The 17,776-nt window shown below is 61.2% G+C and carries 17 protein-coding genes; 3 read left to right on the top strand and 14 right to left on the bottom strand.

The genetic code is table 11. The features are described 5' to 3' along the window. Nucleotides 1-16: 16 nt before the first annotated feature. Nucleotides 17-1,165: a TetR/AcrR family transcriptional regulator gene (locus tag AC1Q6C_RS04230; RefSeq protein ID WP_172403437.1), complete on the bottom strand. Its 1,149-nt coding sequence runs from the start codon at nt 1,163-1,165 to the stop codon at nt 17-19. A 122-nt stretch (nt 1,166-1,287) separates the two neighbouring features. After that, nucleotides 1,288-1,842 carry a TetR/AcrR family transcriptional regulator gene (locus AC1Q6C_RS04235; RefSeq protein ID WP_492666395.1) on the bottom strand — a complete coding sequence of 185 codons (555 nt, stop codon included), beginning with the start codon at nt 1,840-1,842 and terminating at the stop codon, nt 1,288-1,290. 185 nt (nt 1,843-2,027) lie between these two features. Here AC1Q6C_RS04235 and AC1Q6C_RS04240 point away from each other — a divergent pair, with 185 nt between their 5' ends. After that, complete coding sequence (locus AC1Q6C_RS04240; RefSeq protein ID WP_492666396.1) at nt 2,028-3,251, top strand: cytochrome P450; 1,224 nt, start codon at nt 2,028-2,030, stop codon at nt 3,249-3,251. 6 nt (nt 3,252-3,257) lie between these two features. On the opposite strand, the gene AC1Q6C_RS04245 is transcribed toward AC1Q6C_RS04240, so the two are convergent. The 11 genes from AC1Q6C_RS04245 to AC1Q6C_RS04295 all read right to left on the bottom strand — a co-directional run bounded on the left by AC1Q6C_RS04245 (nt 3,258) and on the right by AC1Q6C_RS04295 (nt 14,751). Further along, nucleotides 3,258-4,643: a lipase family protein gene (locus AC1Q6C_RS04245; RefSeq protein ID WP_492666397.1), complete on the bottom strand. Its 1,386-nt coding sequence runs from the start codon at nt 4,641-4,643 to the stop codon at nt 3,258-3,260. Next, entirely contained in the window at nt 4,643-5,926 is a 1,284-nt protein-coding gene (locus AC1Q6C_RS04250; RefSeq protein ID WP_162114524.1) for a hypothetical protein, read from the bottom strand. Before AC1Q6C_RS04250 ends, AC1Q6C_RS04245 begins: the two co-directional genes overlap by 1 nt. Before the next feature lie 297 nt (nt 5,927-6,223). Continuing rightward, nucleotides 6,224-7,288 carry a hypothetical protein gene (locus AC1Q6C_RS04255; RefSeq protein WP_270008872.1) on the bottom strand — a complete coding sequence of 355 codons (1,065 nt, stop codon included), beginning with the start codon at nt 7,286-7,288 and terminating at the stop codon, nt 6,224-6,226. A 1-nt stretch (nt 7,289) separates the two neighbouring features. Further along, a complete protein-coding gene (locus tag AC1Q6C_RS04260; RefSeq protein ID WP_080726729.1) occupies nt 7,290-7,901 on the bottom strand; it encodes a signal peptidase I in 612 nt (203 codons plus the stop codon). Further along, on the bottom strand, nt 7,898-8,503 hold the full coding sequence (locus AC1Q6C_RS04265) for a SipW-dependent-type signal peptide-containing protein (RefSeq protein ID WP_021332053.1): 606 nt from the start codon (nt 8,501-8,503) through the stop codon (nt 7,898-7,900). The genes AC1Q6C_RS04260 and AC1Q6C_RS04265 overlap by 4 nt, the downstream gene beginning before the upstream one ends. 9 nt (nt 8,504-8,512) lie before the next feature. After that, nucleotides 8,513-9,184, bottom strand: coding sequence for a signal peptidase I (locus AC1Q6C_RS04270; RefSeq protein WP_223304718.1), 672 nt, complete (start codon nt 9,182-9,184; stop codon nt 8,513-8,515). 65 nt (nt 9,185-9,249) lie between these two features. Continuing rightward, complete coding sequence (locus tag AC1Q6C_RS04275; protein ID WP_019745195.1) at nt 9,250-9,792, bottom strand: hypothetical protein; 543 nt, start codon at nt 9,790-9,792, stop codon at nt 9,250-9,252. 15 nt (nt 9,793-9,807) lie between these two features. Beyond that, nucleotides 9,808-10,317, bottom strand: coding sequence for an alternate-type signal peptide domain-containing protein (locus AC1Q6C_RS04280; protein ID WP_019745196.1), 510 nt, complete (start codon nt 10,315-10,317; stop codon nt 9,808-9,810). Between the two features lie 218 nt (nt 10,318-10,535). Continuing rightward, entirely contained in the window at nt 10,536-11,477 is a 942-nt protein-coding gene (locus AC1Q6C_RS04285) for an Ig-like domain-containing protein (RefSeq protein ID WP_003939877.1), read from the bottom strand. Between the two features lie 722 nt (nt 11,478-12,199). After that, complete coding sequence (locus AC1Q6C_RS04290; protein WP_492666398.1) at nt 12,200-13,795, bottom strand: amidohydrolase; 1,596 nt, start codon at nt 13,793-13,795, stop codon at nt 12,200-12,202. Then, complete coding sequence (locus AC1Q6C_RS04295) at nt 13,792-14,751, bottom strand: DMT family transporter (RefSeq protein WP_228401301.1); 960 nt, start codon at nt 14,749-14,751, stop codon at nt 13,792-13,794. The genes AC1Q6C_RS04290 and AC1Q6C_RS04295 overlap by 4 nt, the downstream gene beginning before the upstream one ends. 51 nt (nt 14,752-14,802) lie before the next feature. Here AC1Q6C_RS04295 and AC1Q6C_RS04300 point away from each other — a divergent pair, with 51 nt between their 5' ends. Both AC1Q6C_RS04300 and AC1Q6C_RS04305 read left to right on the top strand, forming a co-directional pair. Beyond that, nucleotides 14,803-15,360, top strand: coding sequence for a TetR/AcrR family transcriptional regulator (locus AC1Q6C_RS04300; protein ID WP_003940110.1), 558 nt, complete (start codon nt 14,803-14,805; stop codon nt 15,358-15,360). 208 nt (nt 15,361-15,568) lie between these two features. Further along, nucleotides 15,569-17,209, top strand: a complete 1,641-nt coding sequence (locus AC1Q6C_RS04305; RefSeq protein WP_058226218.1) for an ABC-F family ATP-binding cassette domain-containing protein — start codon at nt 15,569-15,571, stop codon at nt 17,207-17,209. 68 nt (nt 17,210-17,277) lie between these two features. Here AC1Q6C_RS04305 and AC1Q6C_RS04310 read toward each other — a convergent pair whose 3' ends face one another. Next, complete coding sequence (locus AC1Q6C_RS04310; RefSeq protein ID WP_030535188.1) at nt 17,278-17,766, bottom strand: nuclear transport factor 2 family protein; 489 nt, start codon at nt 17,764-17,766, stop codon at nt 17,278-17,280. Nucleotides 17,767-17,776 lie beyond the last annotated feature (10 nt).

Raw genomic sequence — 17,776 nt, forward strand, 5'->3', positions numbered from 1 at the left:
CGCTTACCCGAATTTTTCATGCGCCCAGCAGCAGGGCGCAGCCGATCTCGAAGAGTCTGTCCGACAGGTCGTCGCGACGGCGAAGCCGGCCGATTCGGACGGCGTTCTCCACAACTGTCAAAGTGGCATTGACGGTGATCCTGGCGGTGGCGGACTCGAGGCCCGGACGGACTTCTTCGAGCATCTTGACCCATAGCGCGACGTACTCACGTTGATTCTGTTCACACGTGCGGCGGAACTTGTCCGGTAATTGGTCGAGTTCGCTGATCAACAACCCGATCAAATGACGCTCGTTGATCGCGAAATCGATATGTGCGGCAAGCAATCCGGACAGCGCGTCCTCCGGGCCGGTTGCGGCGCCGAGAGCCTGTGCAACGCCGAGCCGGCGACGCTCGCCGCCCCTCGAGACCGCAGAGATCAGCAGGTCGATCTTGGCATCGAAGTGGTTGTACACATTCGGGCCTGTCGTCCCTGCAGCCTCACCGATGTCCTCGGTATTGACTGCTTGATATCCACGCTCGTCGAACAGCCGAATTGCTTCGGTCAACAAGAGTTCACGTCTGGGTATCACAACGGGCAGGTGACCCGTTGCCGCCACGACTTTCACTTCTGAGCGACCCAGTTCCGCGTATGCAGCGCGGTCTGCCAACTCGACAAGCAGCAGTTCCATCTGACGCCTCGGCAAGGACACTCGATGCGAAGACACACTGTTGAAGACTGCGATGACAGCCCAGGCGAGCAGATAGCTGTCTTCCTCGTCGAGGTCGGGACGCTCAATTCGGATCAGCGCTGCATCGCGCGAAGCTGCACTCTTGAGGGTCGAACGCATTTCCTCACGTTGCTTGTCAGGCAGATAGCGTGCCTCTCGCTGCCACAGGAGCGACAGACCCCGACGTTTGGACACCGATGCCGCAAGTTCGGTGATCAGTGTTTTCAGATCCTCGGCACCTGCGACCCGATCGTAGAGCGATTCGATGCCTGCGTTGACCGCGGCGTAAAGGAGATCCGGCTTGTTCTTGAAGTGCCGATAGAGCGCAGGTGCCGTGATTCCAACTGCAGCGGCCACCTGAGCGACAGACACGTTGTGATAACCGTGCTCACGGAAAAGCTCACCTGCAGCCGCAAGAATCTGCTGCTTACGGTCGCGGGGCCTGCGTACGACCATCGTGACTCTCTCCTTCGCGGCAGCGGACAAGCTCAGAGTACCGAGCCGAGGAATGAAGCAATGAACCGAACCGTCTACAGCAGCGACGATCCGATGCACCGTTCACGAACACGGAATCCCGCTCAGGAGTAGATGAACGACTCGACCATCCGTCGTTCGGCGGCCCTGTCTGCGAGAGGCCATGCCAAGAGCATCAACACGATCCGAACCACCCACTGCGACTCTTGACCTTCAGGATCCAAGCCCGCAAGTTCCAGCGCAGTACGCGGCAGCAACGGCGAGGACACGAGATACTCGTCGATTCCGTTGGCCCGCGCTGCCGCAAGACCGTGGCTCATGGCAGCGTCGGATCTGATCGCGTCGACGGCGACGAGGATCGACTCCACGATGCGCTCGTCGCCGTGCAGTGATTCGACGGCAGTCGCGACCTGGCTCGCCACGGATGCCGCGCCTCGTGACAACAACCCCTCGCGGATCGCGGACTTGCCACCTACGTAGCGGTAGAGCGTTGCTCTCGAACAGCCTGCGCGGGCAGCGACGTCGTCGGCGTTGAACCGATCGAATCCCCGTTCTCGAATCAGCTCCGCCGCAGCCGCGAAGATGCGCTCGGTTGCGAGTTCACTGCGGTTACCTCCGGCCAGCCAGTCCGCGGCGCGACGCTCGTTTGCACCGGTCACTCTCCGTCACCTCGTCTCACTCTGAGACAGATTCAATCAGAAATCTCTATGCCAAGGAAGGCGGTGGGCCTCTGACCAGGGAGAAGCATGGAAGGCCCAACGTGCGTGAGATTTTGACAAAATACCAGTTCAGAGACCTTTTCCATCTGTTGACTTCTCCTTCCTGTCCGTGAAATCTTCCCTTCGTGACACCATCGACGCTCGACATCAACCCTTTCCTGCCGTCGAACATCGACGACCCGTACCCGCTATACGACGTACTCCGGCGCGAGCACCCCGTGTATCGAATACCCGATACCGACTTCTATCTGGTGTCCACGTGGGAATTGGTCACAGAAGCCGTTTCCCGTACCGACGACTTCTCCAACAACCTCACCGGCGTGCTGGTTCGAACACCGGACGGTTCGGCCGTGACCTTCGACATGAACGGCGGCGGCCAAGCTGTTCACGTTCTCGCGACTGCCGACGAGCCCGACCATCAACACCAGCGCAAACTTGTCTTGCCGACACTGGTCGCCAAACGTATCCGAGCACTCGAGCCGACGATGCTCGCGTACACGCAGCAGTTGTGGGACAACGGCTTCGACGGTCGACGTATCGAATGGGTCGCGTCGGTAGCGGACACGCTGCCTCTACAGATGGTTGCCACACTGATCGGCCTGCCGGCACTCGACGTCCCCCAATTGCTGACGTGGTCGTACGACAGCACCGAACTTCTCAGCGGCATCGTGACCGCAGAACGGTTGACAGGCGTCGTCACCTCGGCGGCCGAACTCACCGGGTACCTCTACAGCAAATTTCGTGAGGCACGGGCTCACCCGGTGGATGATCTACTCGGAGACCTCGTCCGTTGCTGTGACGCAGGCGAACTCAGCGAAGACGTGGCCGTGCTGATGTTGGTGCAACTCGTCGGTGCGGGTGGCGAATCGACCGCCGGACTGATCGCCAACTCTGCACGGTTGCTCGCCGAGCGCCCCACGATACAGACGCAGCTGCGCGAGGACCCTCTACTCGTGGGCGCGTTCCTGGAAGAAACGCTCAGACTCGAGTCACCCTTTCGCGGACATCACCGACATGTCAACGCGGACACAACACTCGGCGACGTGGCGCTACCTGCCGGCAGTCACCTTATACTGCTGTGGGGCTCGGCGAACCGCGATCCTGAGTCATTCACCGAACCACAGGTGATGAACCTCGACAGGGTCAATCCCCGAGCGCATTTCGCCTTCGGTAAAGGAGCACATTTCTGTGTCGGGGCCGCGCTGGCTCGTCTGGAAGCAAAGACCGCGATCGCAGTCCTTCTCGAAAACAGTTCGCACGTCACAATCGATTCCGAATCCCCACCACGTTGGGTCCCCAGCATGTTCGTGCGCCGCCATCAGAGTTTGCGTCTCGCTGTCACCGGATAGTTTCACTCAGTTGTCGAAATTGTGGGCTATCCAGTCGATCGTCTGCATTCCGAACAGATCAGTTCCCCAACCGTATGGATCCGTGAATGCGCGATCCATACTGCAGTCCGTGGGCTGATAGCTCACGTCCGTCCCTCGGCTTCTGTACGTGTCCGCCAGTTCTCGCGCATCAGCTGCCGGCACAAGTGACATCGGGGAGTCGTCCTTTGCGCACGAAGCTATCAATACCTTCGACGCCGGAGCACCGTGACCCAATACGTTGTCGTCGTACGCGCGCTGGAAGCTGGGTTCTGTGGTCGGATCGATTCCCGGCTCGAAAAGGCTCGCCAGCGGTACGAACGGAAGCGTGAAGTACGCCGGCATCTGGCACTCATCCCGGTACACGTCGGCAATCGCTCGGCCCACGGGATTGAGCTTGTCGTTCAACTTCATCTCGGGGTACCAGGGTTCGAGGCCAAGGAGCGTCGCAAATCCGAAGCCGGCACCGACCGAGGAATCTGTTGTCTCCATGAATGTTCGGGGCTTGATCACCATTCCCTCGAGGACTGTCGAGACGATGTCGAGTTCCGGTGCGTAGGACTGCGCAGATTCGGCGGCGAATGCAGTACCGACTCCACCACCAGCGATTCCGAACAACGCAATCTCCGCCTCAGGATTCAGCCCGGAATCCTGCACCTGAAATGCTGCACGCACAGCATCCAACTGCGCGTGCCCCGCGAACTTGCCCGCGAAGACGCCGTGAGGATCGCGGTCTCCGTTGTTCCCGACGTCGGATATCACTACGGCATAGCCTTTTCCGAACATCAGTGCCAGCGGACCCAACGCCGACCAGGAGGCGCCGTCCAACGGATCGCCGCCCGTCCAGTGCGAACTCGGATGACAGTAGCCGCCGACGCTGTCGTTGGCCTCCTGGTAGCTGATGACTTTCTTCTCCGATGCCGGTGTTCCGTCGATCGGGATCATCATGATCCCGGTGCTCACCACCGGCGTCGAACCGTCGATTCCGGTTGTAACGTACATGATCTTGTAGGCGTCGAGCTGTCCCGGTTTGTATCCGGTGAACAGTACATCCACCTTCTTCGACTTCAGGAGATCACCGGGACGCTCGGCGCCGGTCAACACCGGCTCGTCGTAAAACGGATCATCGGGCGTGAGTGCAGTGAAGATCTCCTCTTCGGATGCGAACTCCCCCGACCTGAGCGCACCGACCGTGAACCCGTTGAAAATCTCTCCCAGAGTGGGAGTATCGGTCCGAAACTCCTGGGATGCCGGAGCTTGCGCATCGTCTGGAACACCACTGCCTGGGGCCTCGGCCCCAGCAGTCGCAGGCAGAACCAGCGCAACGGTCAGCGCTACCAGCGGGGCAAACCTTCGAAATCTGGCACCCGACATCACTGAACCGTCACTTTCAAACTGGAGAGGGCCGATTCGAGAGTTTGTGGGAGGCTCATCATCGGGCGGTGACTCTCCAATTGAATTTCGTAGGGAACACTCAATGTGGCTACGAGCCGTGGCCAATCTTCTTCGACCATCGCTCGGTACTTCGGCAAGAGCTGCGAGGTGATGTAGTCCCACCGGTCCTCGTACACCGACCAGTTCCAATCCGGGAGGGGCAGTGTCACTGTCGCGGTGCGTCCGTCCGCCAGTGTCGTCGCGAACTCGAGAGACCGAAACGAGCGAGGCGGTACGACGCCGGCGACCGAAGGTGAACCGGCGACAGTCGATGCGTAAGTGATCGCCTCTCCCACATCACCTTTGTAGGCGCGCACGGTATCCCACTGGTCGCGGATGACCATCCCTTGCTCACGTTGGAGCAGTGCTACGTTCCCACGTGCAATCCGATTCGAATCGCCGGAGGCTACATCACGCCAGGCGTCCATGACATCCTGACCGAACAATCCGGCACTCTGCATTTCCTCCAGCGCGGGAAGTCCTTCATCCACGTATGCCTGATGCATCGGCATCAGATCCGAGAAGATGTTCTTCTGCATCACCAGGATCATCCCCAGCACATAATCCAAGTCGTCCGCCGTGACGTTCCTGCCCACCGCGGCGAGTGCGCGCAGCCCTGCCGGCAATTGGTTCAGCGCTTGCACGCCAACCTGATCCGTGACCTGAGAAACTATCGAATTGGCAACATATTGCAGATTCGGAAACGAGTACATGTCCGCCATCAGTTCGAAGTCGATCAGTCCCCCGCCGAAGTCCGCACCAACCTGTCCGCCCATGCCCGCCCACTGCAATTCCGGGTGACCGAGTTGCAGATCCTCGTAGTAGCGGTACGACTTCACCAGGTTCGTGCGATTAGCCGACACTCCGGCGCGCGGATTCCACGATGAGAGATCGATTCCGGCGGCTTCCGTGGCAGCGACCAATCGATACTGAAACAGCAAGGCCGCATAGGATTCCGGACTGCGACCACTGGCGCGGGCTTCTTCCACAAGGGCTTGCAAGGTGCCGAGATCAGTCGGCAACGCGGGATGGACACCGCCCGGACCGTGTTCGGCATTCCGATTCACCAAAGGCAAATTCACGTACTCGTCCAGCTCGGACGCCGACGCTGAAATCTGTACCGAGAGCAACGCGGACATCGCCAGCGCACATGCCGTCGCGGCTGCGAATACGTCGCGCGCCCAACGACGTCGCCGAACACCTGCCCCCAGGTTCATCCGCATATCGATCCCTGTACTCAGGTCGGCATAGCCCCAATCGACTCCGACACCAAACACTTACTTTGCAGTAAGATAACTCGAGCCCCGAATAAGTGCCAATACACTGCGAACGCTTCAGGCATCTCTACACGTCGTTGCCGTCTGCAGTTGGTTTATCCAGTTCACGGGCGGCCGAAACCTCTCCAGCGGGCGACCAGCCGGTTACCTGATTGCCCGACACCGTCGGAACATGCGCAGCTACGACTGTGCCCCCGGGTCCGGAAACTCGGGGGCACAGTCCAGACGTCGAGTGATTGGCCGCTACCCGAAGTCAGGCATGTTCTGCCCGCTGTCCTTGTAGAACTTCCATGTGCCGTCCTGCGGTGACTCCATGATGCGGTAGACCTCGGTTGCCCCGACAATCCACAACTGGCCGTCGTACCAGTGCAGAGTGGAACCCGATTCGACACGGCCACTTGCGAGTTCGTTGCCGTCGGCGTCGACCACTGCAACCTTGTTACCACCCGCAGTCCAGCCGCCGGTGAGGCCGCCACTCTCGACTGTGTCCGTCAGAACCGGCTTCGGATCAGCCGAGGGGGTGGTCTCCGGCGACGTGGTTTCCGGGGTGGTCGGTGCCGGAGTTGTCGTGCTCGGTGCCGTCGTGGTCGTGGCCTCCGTTGTGCTGGTCGGCTCGGTAGACGTTGTCGGATTGGCGGTCTCGCTCGTGGACGGAGCTTGGGTGGTGGTCGTCTCCAACGCATCAGGCTCGTTCGGCACCATCGCTTCGGCCTGCATCCTGCTCAGAGGGTTCGCCCCGTTCGGTGCAGGGGTGCTCGGATCCCAAGTGGAGACGTTCTCCCATGCCTGGTTGCCAACGCCTGTCCCGGCTCCGCCTTCGCATTGGGTTTTGCTGTTGACCCAGTTCTTGAACGACATCCCCTGTCCGTTGGGCGCGACAGCAAAACCGGACGACTTAGCCGGCCCGTTGAGGGTGTAGACGCGGACATACAGCCCGGTGCGCCCGTCATCGGCCAACCGCCAAGTGCGGGCATCAGTACTAGAGAAGGTTTTCGAGGTTTTGACTGTGTTATTCGACCTGTTCATCACCTCGACGTAGTAGCCCGTCGCTCCCGGCACCGCCGCCCATGCGATATCTCCCCGAGGATCCCAGTCCCAAGTTCCCCAGTAGGTGGTGCAGGTCACTGACGAGGTCAGCGGAGTCGGATAGAAGTTGCCCGTCGCCACCTGTGCGCCAGTCGAATTGACCACGTCAGTTGGATTTGCCAACGTCCCAGTGGCCTGAGCCAGACCGAAAGCCATTGCAGCAGCGCCGCCGACAGCGATCAACGACCGCAGCGACTTCATGCGGGTGCTAGCCCGTCGCATTTCAATCATTATGAGCCTCCTGAAGCTCCCCGCAGGTTTCGTCAGCATCGACGCGGGCGTCATTTGTAGTGGCGGCGCGGGCATTCTCCAGACGCCGGTCTTTAGTTCGTCCAAATGCGATGACCAGCACCGCGCCTACCAATCCGCCGCCAAGGAAGGTTGCGAGCGGGCTGGAAAGCCAAGCAACGACATAGCCGAGCCCGCCGACGCTGATGAACACTCGGTCGGCCTCGGTGATGGTGTAGGGCAGTCGATCAGCCACATTGTTGGCATCGCCCTTGAGCGTGGCGAGCACGGTGTCCGCTCCTGCCGATTCGAGTTCGACCACGCGGTGGGTGATGCGCACGCCTTGGTCGTTGTCGACGCTGATCACGTCGCCGACAGCCAATTCAGTTGCAGGCACGGTCTTCGCCAGCGCCAGCGCACCGGTGGAAATTGCAGGTTCCATCGAACCCGAGCGAAACACCAGTGGTTTGATCCCGAATATCAGGGACGCGAGAGTGGCGATTATGCAGATGAGCCCGGCGACCGCAGCCACATTCAAGGCAATTTCCTTGCCACGACTGCGTCCCACGCTCACCTCCTCATCGGTGCTGTCCATCGCGATGATCACTGCCCCGTTGCGGTGAAGTTGAAGCCCAGATCGGCGATCTTGAACTGCTCCGTCTGACCCGCGGTCGAATCGACGGTCACCTTGATGCACACCTGCTCCGAAACACCGGCAGCGAGTGATCGGCCAGAGACGAGTGTCGGGTTCCCGGAGAACGCTTGCTGCGTCCCGATGATCGGTCCTGAACAGGTACTGCCGTCGTTGGCGCCGGTCTGATGTAGGGAAACCTTGAGCTTCCCGATCAGCGCGGACGAACCCGTGGCCGTTGCCGATACCGCCCACTGGAAGTTGGCAGTTCCGGTGTTCTGAACCGTCAATGCCCCAGCCTCACTCTGGCCTGGCAGCATGCTGTTGCGCTTGAGTTCGGTGAATTGGTGTGCGGGCCGCTGGTTGTCGACTTTCAGCTGGACCGACGAAGTGCTGAACATGCCGGTGGTCGCAGTAGCGCTGTCGGACCACGCCGCCATCGTGCCGACCGCTCCGAGGCCCAGGACCATGCCCAGTGAGAGCACGGCCCGGGTCCGTATCCAACCGGTCTCGCCCAGACGGCTTCGCATCCGCGCCCCGAGACGCGCGTCGCCGCCCGATTTCTGTTCTGTAGACATTCTGCTGTCCTATTTCGATTCGGAGGTTGGTGCCGATGGATCGGCGGGCAATACCGGCGCGCCGAGTTCAGGGCCGGAAAGAGTCGGGTCTGTGCCACTTTCGTCGTCACCGGCCTTGCCCCGCTTGTCGCGGATGCCACTGACGACCATCCACACGGCATATACAGCCAGGCCCGCAGCTACGCCTGTGGTGAGAATCGAACGCGATTGCCCGTTGATCACCGAGTTCACCCGGCCCAGATACGGCACCGAGTAGATGACCCGACCACGGATCTGCTCGGGCACCAGCGACCACGAGTCGGCGACGGGGTTGTTGTCGCCGCGAGTGTGGATGCGACGCTCCCCTTCCCCCGTGTAATAGATGCCTTCGATGCGGTGGGTGACCACCGCTGGATCGCCGGAGACGGGCTGGAACGTGATCACGTCCCCGGTGGTCAGATCCTCGTTGGGGGTCGGCTTGACCACGATGAGCGTGCCAGGGGGCATGGTCGGTTCCATCGAACCGGTGAGAACCGTGTACGCGGTGGAGCCGGTGAGTCGAGGGATAACGACCATCACCGCGAGAATGCCGACCATCAGCAGCAGCAGTACCCACGAGACGATGGTGCGAGTCCACCACCATAGGGTGGTCTTGTCGTCTCCGCCTTGTTCGGGATCATGTTGCCGCTCAGATGTTTCCACGTGTGCGCTGTGCCGGGGTCGATACTCGGCACGTTCGCCTGCACGCCGGCTTCTCGCGGTGACGGTCATGACTGGCTCACTGAGCTTGCGTCGAAAGTGAACGTCGCGTTGGACTGCTGGCTCGCTGCCGCGCCCTGGCCCAGCGTGGCCCGCAGGCACAACACCTGCATCTGCCCGGCCGGAACCAGCTGTTCGGAAAAGGCCGCGCCGTCCATGGCACCGTTGTAGAGCTCAGTGCCCACGTCGCCAGTGGCGGTGCAGGCCGCCTCGTTGGCTACCTTGGCCACGCGCAGGCTCAGCGGCGGTGGGGTGGCGCCGTTGAGTACAACATCGGAAAGCACGTAGTTCATCTGCACGTTGCCGGAGTTGATCACCGGCAGAGGCATCTGAATGCTGTCGCCCGGGCCCTTGTTGTCCAACTTGAACCCATCGAGGTTGAACTGCTTGACCCCTTCACCGCCGGCAGAGATATCGAGCATGCCTGCCTGGATAGTGCCGCCGGTCGATTCTGCGGTATCGCGCCACAGCGCGCCGGTCTGCTGCACCGAGACGAACCCGATGAGCAGAACCGACGACGCTGCGATCGCCCATTTGTACTGGGTCTTCACGTGACCTTCTTTGGCTTAGTTGAGCGTCTGCTCGAGGGTGACCGCGCCGCCGGCGAGGCTGGCGGTCTTCGTCTGACCGGTGTTGTCGCCCGCGGCCCCCGCGTTGAATGTGATGGTGGTCGTGAACGTTGCCGCCTGATCCAGGCCGGCGGTGTATGTAGTCACGGTGCCACTAGCCGGGGCCACGGTCAGCTGATTCAGCGTGACGAGGTCTCCGGTGACCCCCGTGAGCGAAGGCGTCAACTTCGCCTTCAGGTTCGTGCCAACGAGGTCGATGCTGTAGTTCGCGGTGTAGGTGACGACATCACCGGGCACAATCAGGTCGCTCGCGGGATTGAAGGTACTGCCGTTTGCCCACTTCCACACGCCGGCGCCGACCTGCTCGACCGACAGCGAACCGGCGCCAACCGTCTGCGGAGCGCCACCGTTGGTAGACGAGTTCCAAGCGGCCATGGTTCCGGCACCGCCTGCGAGCAGAACGGCAGCCGCACCAGCGGCGATGGCACCCTTTGTGGTCTTGTTCATCTGGTATTCCTCCTGTGCAGTTCGCGGCGGGACATCCGACGCGCTTGGTTGAGCCCGGGCCGTGCGGATGTGCACTCCGGTGAAACAGCCCCAGGAAGGGGCATGGGAAATGAAGCCGCCGAATTGAATTCGGTGACCGAGAAGGTTGGCGATGCGCGGAGATGGTCGAGATCGCCCCGCGCATCGCGAGGTCTAAGTGGCCGGTTGGGCCGGAGTGGTTATCCGCCGAGGCTGCCGAACAGGTCGAGACTTCCGAGCGAACCGGTGCTGCTTCCGAGCGAACCGCTGCTGCTGCCACCTGGATCGGTGGTTTTCGCCGTGACCTTCACCGTCACCGCGGTAGAGGCCGGGCTGGTCCCACCCTCATTTGTCGCAGTGGCGGTGATCGGATGACTGCCGGGCGTGGTGATCGTCAGGTTGCAGCTGAAGTTCCCACTCGTATCCGCGGTGGCGGTGCAGGTGGCGCCGCCTCCGGTCACGGTGACGGTACTGTTCGGCTCTGCCTTGCCGGAGACCTTGACGGGTGTGCCCGCCTCTACTTCGGCCGAACCCAGAGTCAAACCGGTCGGCGCACTGGGAGCAACAACGACGGGCTCGCCCTCCACCAGGACGAGACCCCAGCCGGGGTTGATCTCGTATCCCTGCAAAACTTCGCCGGCAGGGATGCCAATCATGAAACCAGCCATCACGTTGGCGTTCTGTGCGAGAGGCGTTTTCACCAGCTCGATCCGCGTCGACGAATTCGCATTCGGCCCGATCACGAACTGCTGGCCGACCTGGCCGTCGAGCTTGCCCCGCACTGTCGCAGTGCCGCCGCCCGAGACGGACCAGCTCTCACTGAAAAGAGTGAGCGTGGCAGGAAGGTCGCAGACATTACGAACGTTGAAGGCCAACTGCGTGCCCTCGTCACCGGGGATCGGGATGTAGTCGGTTCCACTGGGATCGAAGGCCGCCGGCTTCACCCAGGGTCCACCGTTCTGGGACATCTCCAGGCACTGGTCAGTGATGTCGTCGCCCGGGGCGGCCGCGGCGCTACCAGGTGCAAGCAGCGCACCCGAGGTCGCGAGGAGCAGTGCAGCCGGCAGAGCCGCCAACACAGCAGTGGCGCGCCGGGGGAGACGGGATTCTCGTCCGTCCCCGACCGGGAAAAATCGAGGCATGTGAAGACTCATTTCGTCTGTCCCGTTGCCGGGCATTGGGTGAAGAGATGGCGGAACGAGGTACATCCGCCATCGGTGCCAAACATGTTGCAGAAAGCTTGCGAGCCGAACCGTGACGCTGTGCATGCCCTCGCTCATACATAGCAACCGCTCCGCTTCGGATCAATTTTTATCACACGTATCAGCTTTTGTGGCGGTTTTACTGGTCAAACGTTCAGAAGGAATTTCGACATCCCTCAAGGGCTAATTCTGCACCCTGACCAGTACCGTTAGAAATAGTTAGCTGTGCATCGCAACTATTTACCAAAAAGTGTTCTGCGATCGAACGGGCGATTCATTCCGATCCAAACAAGAACAAGTTCTAGATACTCTTGGTATGTCCGGGAATCCACGAACGAACTCGCCGAGAACAGCGACCCTCGAGCAAACAGAAGGATCGAGCCGTTTCGAGACCCCCGCATTTCGTCCACTAGCGCCACGGACACGGGCGCCATCGATCGCTGCGCCCCGCCGGATCGGCCGGCCAGGACAAACTCTCGCGCGCTCCGAAACCAGCACTCCACCAATAACTTTGTCCGACCATCGAATCGCGACTGCCCGTTCTGCATCCAAAGCTGTGGGCCGGGAAGCAAATTCGCTCCCCGGCCCACGTGCATCTACAGTTGCGAAGCCGGTAAGGAGTTGACTACCGGCACCCAACCCCAAGGTAAAACGACGAGCATCTACGCCCCGAAGACGGTCTCACCTCCGACAACCGTGCGCAGGACCGACAGTTCATTCAAGTCTGTCGATTCGCTGCGCAGCGGATCTCCGTCGAGCACAACAAAATCCGCCAAAAGTCCCACCGCTATCCGACCTTTGTCCGATGACTCACCGGTGAGACGAGCGGCTGCGCTTGTGTAGCCGGCCAGCGCCTCGGACGCGGAAACCCGCTGCTCCGCACCCAGAACATGACCTTCTGGCGTCACACGATGTACGGCGGTGTTCATCGTGAAGAGCGGGTTCACTGGAGTGACAGGGCAGTCGCAATGCAGCGCGTAGGCAAGCCCCGCCGCCACGACCGACGCCACGGGGCTGATCCGCTCGCCGCGGCCCGGTCCGAGAAAACGATCGCGGTGCCGGTCACCCCAGTAGTAGACGTGGTTCACGAAGATCGACGCCACCACCCCGAGTTCGACCATCCGCGCGATCTGATCTTCCCGCAACGTCTGAACGTGCTCGAGGCGATGCGAGACTTCGATGTCCGGGTGCGCCGTCCGTGCCGCTGCAATTGCGTCCAATGCAAAATCGATGGCCTGATCACCGTTGGTATGAATCGCAACCTGTCGGCCGGCGGCGTGATGTTCCTCGACGAGTGCCCCGAGCGCACCTGCCGGGATTGCCATTCCGCCGCAGTGGCATCCGCCCAGATCGTGGTACGGCGCGGTCAGCGCAGCGGTGTGCAACTGAATCGACCCGTCCGAAATGAGTTTGACGCCGCCCACACGAACTCGGTCTGTCGAATCGGCGAGTTCACCCAACTGATCGTGCACCCCGTGGCCGAGATAGAGGCGCGCACGCAGCCTCAAGTCACCATCGGCGTCGAGTTGCCGGTACGCCTCGTACATCTCGGCCGTGACGTACATGTCGTGGAAACTCGTCACGCCCACCGACGCCATGACTTCCTGCGCCCGCAGCATCGCGATCTTGGACGCGTCCGGGTTCATATCCGGAACAAGTCCGTGAACCAGAGACATCGCCGGAACCTCGCACAGTTCACCGGTGGGTACACCGTCGCTGTCCCGAACGATGACACCACCTTCCGGATCGACCGTGGTGGCATCGATTCCGGCCTTCTCCAGTGCGACCGAGTTGACATAGATCCCGTGAGTAGACAAGTGCCGCACCAGGATCGGATGCTCGGTGGAAGCTTTGTCCAGATCAGCTACGGTCAGGCCTCGATCTTCCGCCACGAGGCTGTCGTCGAAGCCCCACGCTTCGATGGGCTCGCCAACTGGTGTGATCGCGGCCCGCGCGGCCAACGCCGTGATCAACTTCTCGATGGTCGGGCACGTATTCGTCGTTGCGTCGACCCCACTGAGCATCAAACCCCACATCATCGGATGAAGGTGCGTCTCGATGAACCCCGGCACAACCACCGCTCCGGCGAGATCGACAACGGAGGTTTCGGAATCGGTCAGCGCCGAGATCTCGGCGTCAGTTCCGAGGGCGACAAATCTGCCGTCCTTGACTGCCACAGCGGTGGCGTTATCGCCGACCGCACCGTCCATGGCCCTGATGTCGCCGTTGATGTAGATGTGGTCAGCCGCCGTGGTCATACGCTTGTCTCCATTCGTTTTCCGACAACAGTCGTCGAGGATTTCTTCGCGGGTATCCGCGTCGCCACAACCACTCCGGCCAAAATCATTCCGGCACCCGCAAGTTGGACGAGAGTTGGGGTCTGCGCAAGCATCACCGCGCCGAACAACAGTGCTGACGCCGATTGCAACACGAGGCTGGCGGCGACTGCACTGGCAGGCAGACGCTGACTGGCGCTGGCTACCAGCAGCCACCCGATCACCTGAGATACCAACGCGAGCAGCACAAGCCAGCCTTGAGCTACGAGTGAAGGGGTCAGATCCAAAGTTCCACTCACGAGGCCGTATGCACCTGCCGTAAGGGCAGTGGCTCCCGTCGAGACGAACATCGGCAACGCCGTTCTGCCCGCCGCCCGAGTAGCCAGACCCATCAGGAAGATGTAGACCGCGTACGCGCCTGCGGCGATCACGGCAAACGACACTCCGACAGCAGGATTCGACCCGGTGAGCGTTGTGCTCGCCCCGGCTACCAGAGCAACTCCGACAAAGAGCAACGGAAGGCTGGCGACCAGTTCCCGGCCGATCCGTTGGCGCAGAACAACGTAGCCGAGGATTGCGACGAACAGCACCTGCAAATTCAGGATCACAGTCGAAAGACCTGCCCCGATCGAATGAATCGACTCGTGCCAGAGCACCAGATCGATTCCGAGGAACGCGCCGGCAAGTAGAGACTTCACGATCCAGGGCGCCGAGATCGAAGGCCGGGGTGACCGACGACGCTGAACGAGCACGAGCATGCCGAGAGGGATGAGCGCATAGAGACACCGAAAGAATGCACCCGTCGACGGAGACACTCCTGAGAGTTCGTAGAGCACCGAGGTCAACCCGAGGATGCATGCACCGGTGACGACTACGCGCAGGTCACGACGGCGTAGTTGATCGCCGGACGGCTCGCGTGGCGATACTTCATCACTCATGGTGATAATGTATCACCGACGCGAAGCCTGTCATACAGGGAAGATGCGTGCATGAGAACTCCGGTTACCCGTGAACGCGTGATCGCTGCCGCAGCCGATCTCGTCGACAGCAAAGGCGCCGACGCTCTGGTACTGAGTCAACTCGCCGAGACCCTCGACGTCCGGCAGTCAGCCCTGTACAAACACGTCGACGGGGTCGACGACGTCCACCATCAACTCAGCCTCCTCGCACGCAACCTTCTCGCCGAACAACTGCGTGCCGCCGCGGTCGGTCTCTCGCGCGACGACGCCGTCATGGCGCTCGCGGACGCATGGCGTGCGTTCGTCCGAGTACACCCCGGGCTCTACGCCATCACCGACCGCTACCCCACTGCACCGCATCCCGATCTGGTCTCCGCCGTCGGCGAGGTGGTCGACGTCATCAACAAGGTGATCGCGGGATACGGTCTGAGCCCGGATGATTCGGAGCAGGCGGCGTGGTCTCTTCGCAGTGCGCTGCACGGCTTCTGCATCCTCGAATCGGTAGAGGGACAACCGGCCGGCACCGACCCGGATCGGGTGTATCGACGACTGGTCGAACTTCTCTGCGCCGGTATTGCTCGTATGTAGATACCGGCTCCTGTTATCGTCGGATGAAACAACACAGACCAAAAAGGATCAGACATGGTTGGTGAACTCGACATCTCCGGATAAAACCGGGCATGACGGCCACCGGCAGACGCCTCGGAGCGCTGCCGTCGTGGCCATGTTGTCGTTCACTTACCCGACTCTTCGCGGAGCAGCGTTGCCGCGCCCGCACAACACCTGAGGTCTATTCATGTCCGATACCTACATCGTTTGCTCGAATCTGTCTTTTGCCTGGCCGGACGACACTCCGGTCTTCGACGAATTGTCATTCACCGTGCCCGGCGGCCGAACCGGGCTGGTGGCCCAGAACGGCGTCGGGAAAAGCACTCTGCTCAGATTGATCGCCGGCCAGTTGCGGCCGCGCGCCGGCAGTGTGTCCGTCGACGGCGTTCTCGGATACCTTCCGCAGGACCTGCCACTGACGGGCGATCTGACCATTGCCGAGGTCTTGGGCATCGCCCCGATTCTTGACGCGCTGGACGCTGTCGAATCCGGGGACACACGAGAAGAACACTTCACGACAATCGGGTCCGACTGGGATATCGAGGAACGAACGCGAGCCCAACTCGGTCGACTCGGTTTGGGCGACATGACGTTCGATCGTCGCCTCGACACTCTGAGCGGCGGGCAGGTCGTCTCGCTCGGACTGGCGGCGCAACTCCTGCGACGCCCCGATGTCCTTCTCCTCGACGAACCCACCAACAACCTCGACCTGGACGCGCGCCGCAGGCTTTACGACGTTCTCGACGACTGGAGTGGTTGTCTGTTGGTGGTCAGTCACGATCGAGGCCTACTCGACCGCATGGACCGCATCGCCGAACTTCACAGCGGCGAGATCAGCTTCTACGGTGGCAATTTCACCGACTACGAAGCCGCGGCACGCTCGGCTCGCGAAGTGGCGGAGAAGAACATCCGCAACGCCGAGCAAGAGGTCAAGCGCGAGAAGCGCGAACTGCAGCAGGCCCGAGAACGTGCTTCGCGACGCGCAAGTAACGCTGCCCGCAATCTCGGGAACGCGGGCTTGCCCAAGATCTTTGCGGGGACCATGAAGCGCAATGCTCAGGAGTCGGCCGGCAAGGCCAACGAGACACACCTCGCCCGGGTCGACGCGGCGAAGGAACGACTCGACAAAGCGGGCCGCGCTCTTCGAGACGACCAGACGATTTCACTCGAATTGCCTGGCACACATGTACCCGCCGGCCGGACGGTGTTCCTCGGTGAGCGAATGCAATTCGCGTTCGGTGATCATGCGATCTTCGCCGACTCCGGAATCGACCTGGCCATTCGAGGACCGGAGCGTATCGCGTTGACCGGGCCGAACGGCGTCGGAAAGTCGACGTTGCTACGCATCGTCAACGGGGATGTGGCGCCGACTTCCGGTGAGATCACGCGAGCCGACGGTCGAGTGGCATACCTGTCGCAGAGGCTCGACCTACTCGACCCCGCACGCACCGTCGCAGAGAACTTTGCCTTGTCTGCTCCAGGCCTACCGGCACCGGAACGCATGAACATCCTGGCGCGCTTCCTCTTTCGGGGTGCGGGTGCTCATCTTCCCGTCGCTGCACTCTCGGGCGGTGAACGACTGCGGGCTACATTGGCGTGCGTTCTCTTCGCCGATCCGGCCCCGCAGCTGCTTCTTCTCGACGAGCCGACCAACAACCTCGACTTGGTGAGCGTTGCTCAACTCGAAAGTGCCCTGAATGCATATCAGGGGGCGTTCGTGGTGGTCAGCCACGACGAGAGATTCCTGGCCGAGGTCAAGGTCGAACGCTGGCTCAGGCTCTCGGACGGCCGTTTGACCGAGGTCGCCGCACCAGGCGCAGTGGGCTGACACGAGAAGTGAACAGGCGAAAGGCCTTCACACACGATGTGTGTGAAGGCCTTCGTCTGCACTACTGGTCAAGGCGTCCTGGTGTACACCGGATCGTCGAAGGATCGACGTTGCGTCACCCAGTCCGTGGACAGGATGTTCTCGATCACGTCTTCACGGGATTCGTCGAACACGACAATCCGATCGGCGATTCGCCATTCACCGTGGCGCCTTTCGAACCTGTCGACGTAACGGCATTTGATCGTCGCAAGCGTCTGCACCGTATCCGTACCGGAACGCTCTTGCCGCAGAAAGCACAAACAGTACGACTCGCACTGAGCGACATCGCCGTTGACGTCGATCAGTATGTTGGAAATGCAGTGAATCGACGAGTCGATCGTCTTATGTCTGAGCTTCATGTCTTCGATCAGCCCGTCGACGGTTCCGATGTAACCGCCGTGGTTGTCTATCGCGTCGTCGAAGTAGCAGAGGGCCACGCTGTCGAAATCCTTCCGATCGACGGCCCGAGCGTAGCGATACAGAACTTCGGTGATTTCTTGCTTGTCAGCGAGGGACACGGTCAGGCTC

The organism is Rhodococcus sp. MT28, from assembly GCF_058792695.1.

Excerpts from the sequence above, each read along its gene's own strand:
- AC1Q6C_RS04230 (WP_172403437.1), bottom strand. The coding sequence starts at position 1,165 with ATGGTCGTACGCAGGCCCCGCGACCGTAAGCAGCAGATTCTTGCGGCT.
- AC1Q6C_RS04245 (WP_492666397.1), bottom strand. The coding sequence starts at position 4,643 with ATGTCGGGTGCCAGATTTCGAAGGTTTGCCCCGCTGGTAGCGCTGACC.
- AC1Q6C_RS04250 (WP_162114524.1), bottom strand. The coding sequence starts at position 5,926 with ATGCGGATGAACCTGGGGGCAGGTGTTCGGCGACGTCGTTGGGCGCGC.
- AC1Q6C_RS04255 (WP_270008872.1), bottom strand. The coding sequence starts at position 7,288 with ATGCGACGGGCTAGCACCCGCATGAAGTCGCTGCGGTCGTTGATCGCT.
- AC1Q6C_RS04265 (WP_021332053.1), bottom strand. The coding sequence starts at position 8,503 with ATGTCTACAGAACAGAAATCGGGCGGCGACGCGCGTCTCGGGGCGCGG.
- AC1Q6C_RS04280 (WP_019745196.1), bottom strand. The coding sequence starts at position 10,317 with ATGAACAAGACCACAAAGGGTGCCATCGCCGCTGGTGCGGCTGCCGTT.
- AC1Q6C_RS04285 (WP_003939877.1), bottom strand. The coding sequence starts at position 11,477 with ATGCCTCGATTTTTCCCGGTCGGGGACGGACGAGAATCCCGTCTCCCC.
- AC1Q6C_RS04290 (WP_492666398.1), bottom strand. The coding sequence starts at position 13,795 with ATGACCACGGCGGCTGACCACATCTACATCAACGGCGACATCAGGGCC.
- AC1Q6C_RS04295 (WP_228401301.1), bottom strand. The coding sequence starts at position 14,751 with ATGAGTGATGAAGTATCGCCACGCGAGCCGTCCGGCGATCAACTACGC.
- AC1Q6C_RS04300 (WP_003940110.1), top strand. The coding sequence starts at position 14,803 with ATGAGAACTCCGGTTACCCGTGAACGCGTGATCGCTGCCGCAGCCGAT.
- AC1Q6C_RS04305 (WP_058226218.1), top strand. The coding sequence starts at position 15,569 with ATGTCCGATACCTACATCGTTTGCTCGAATCTGTCTTTTGCCTGGCCG.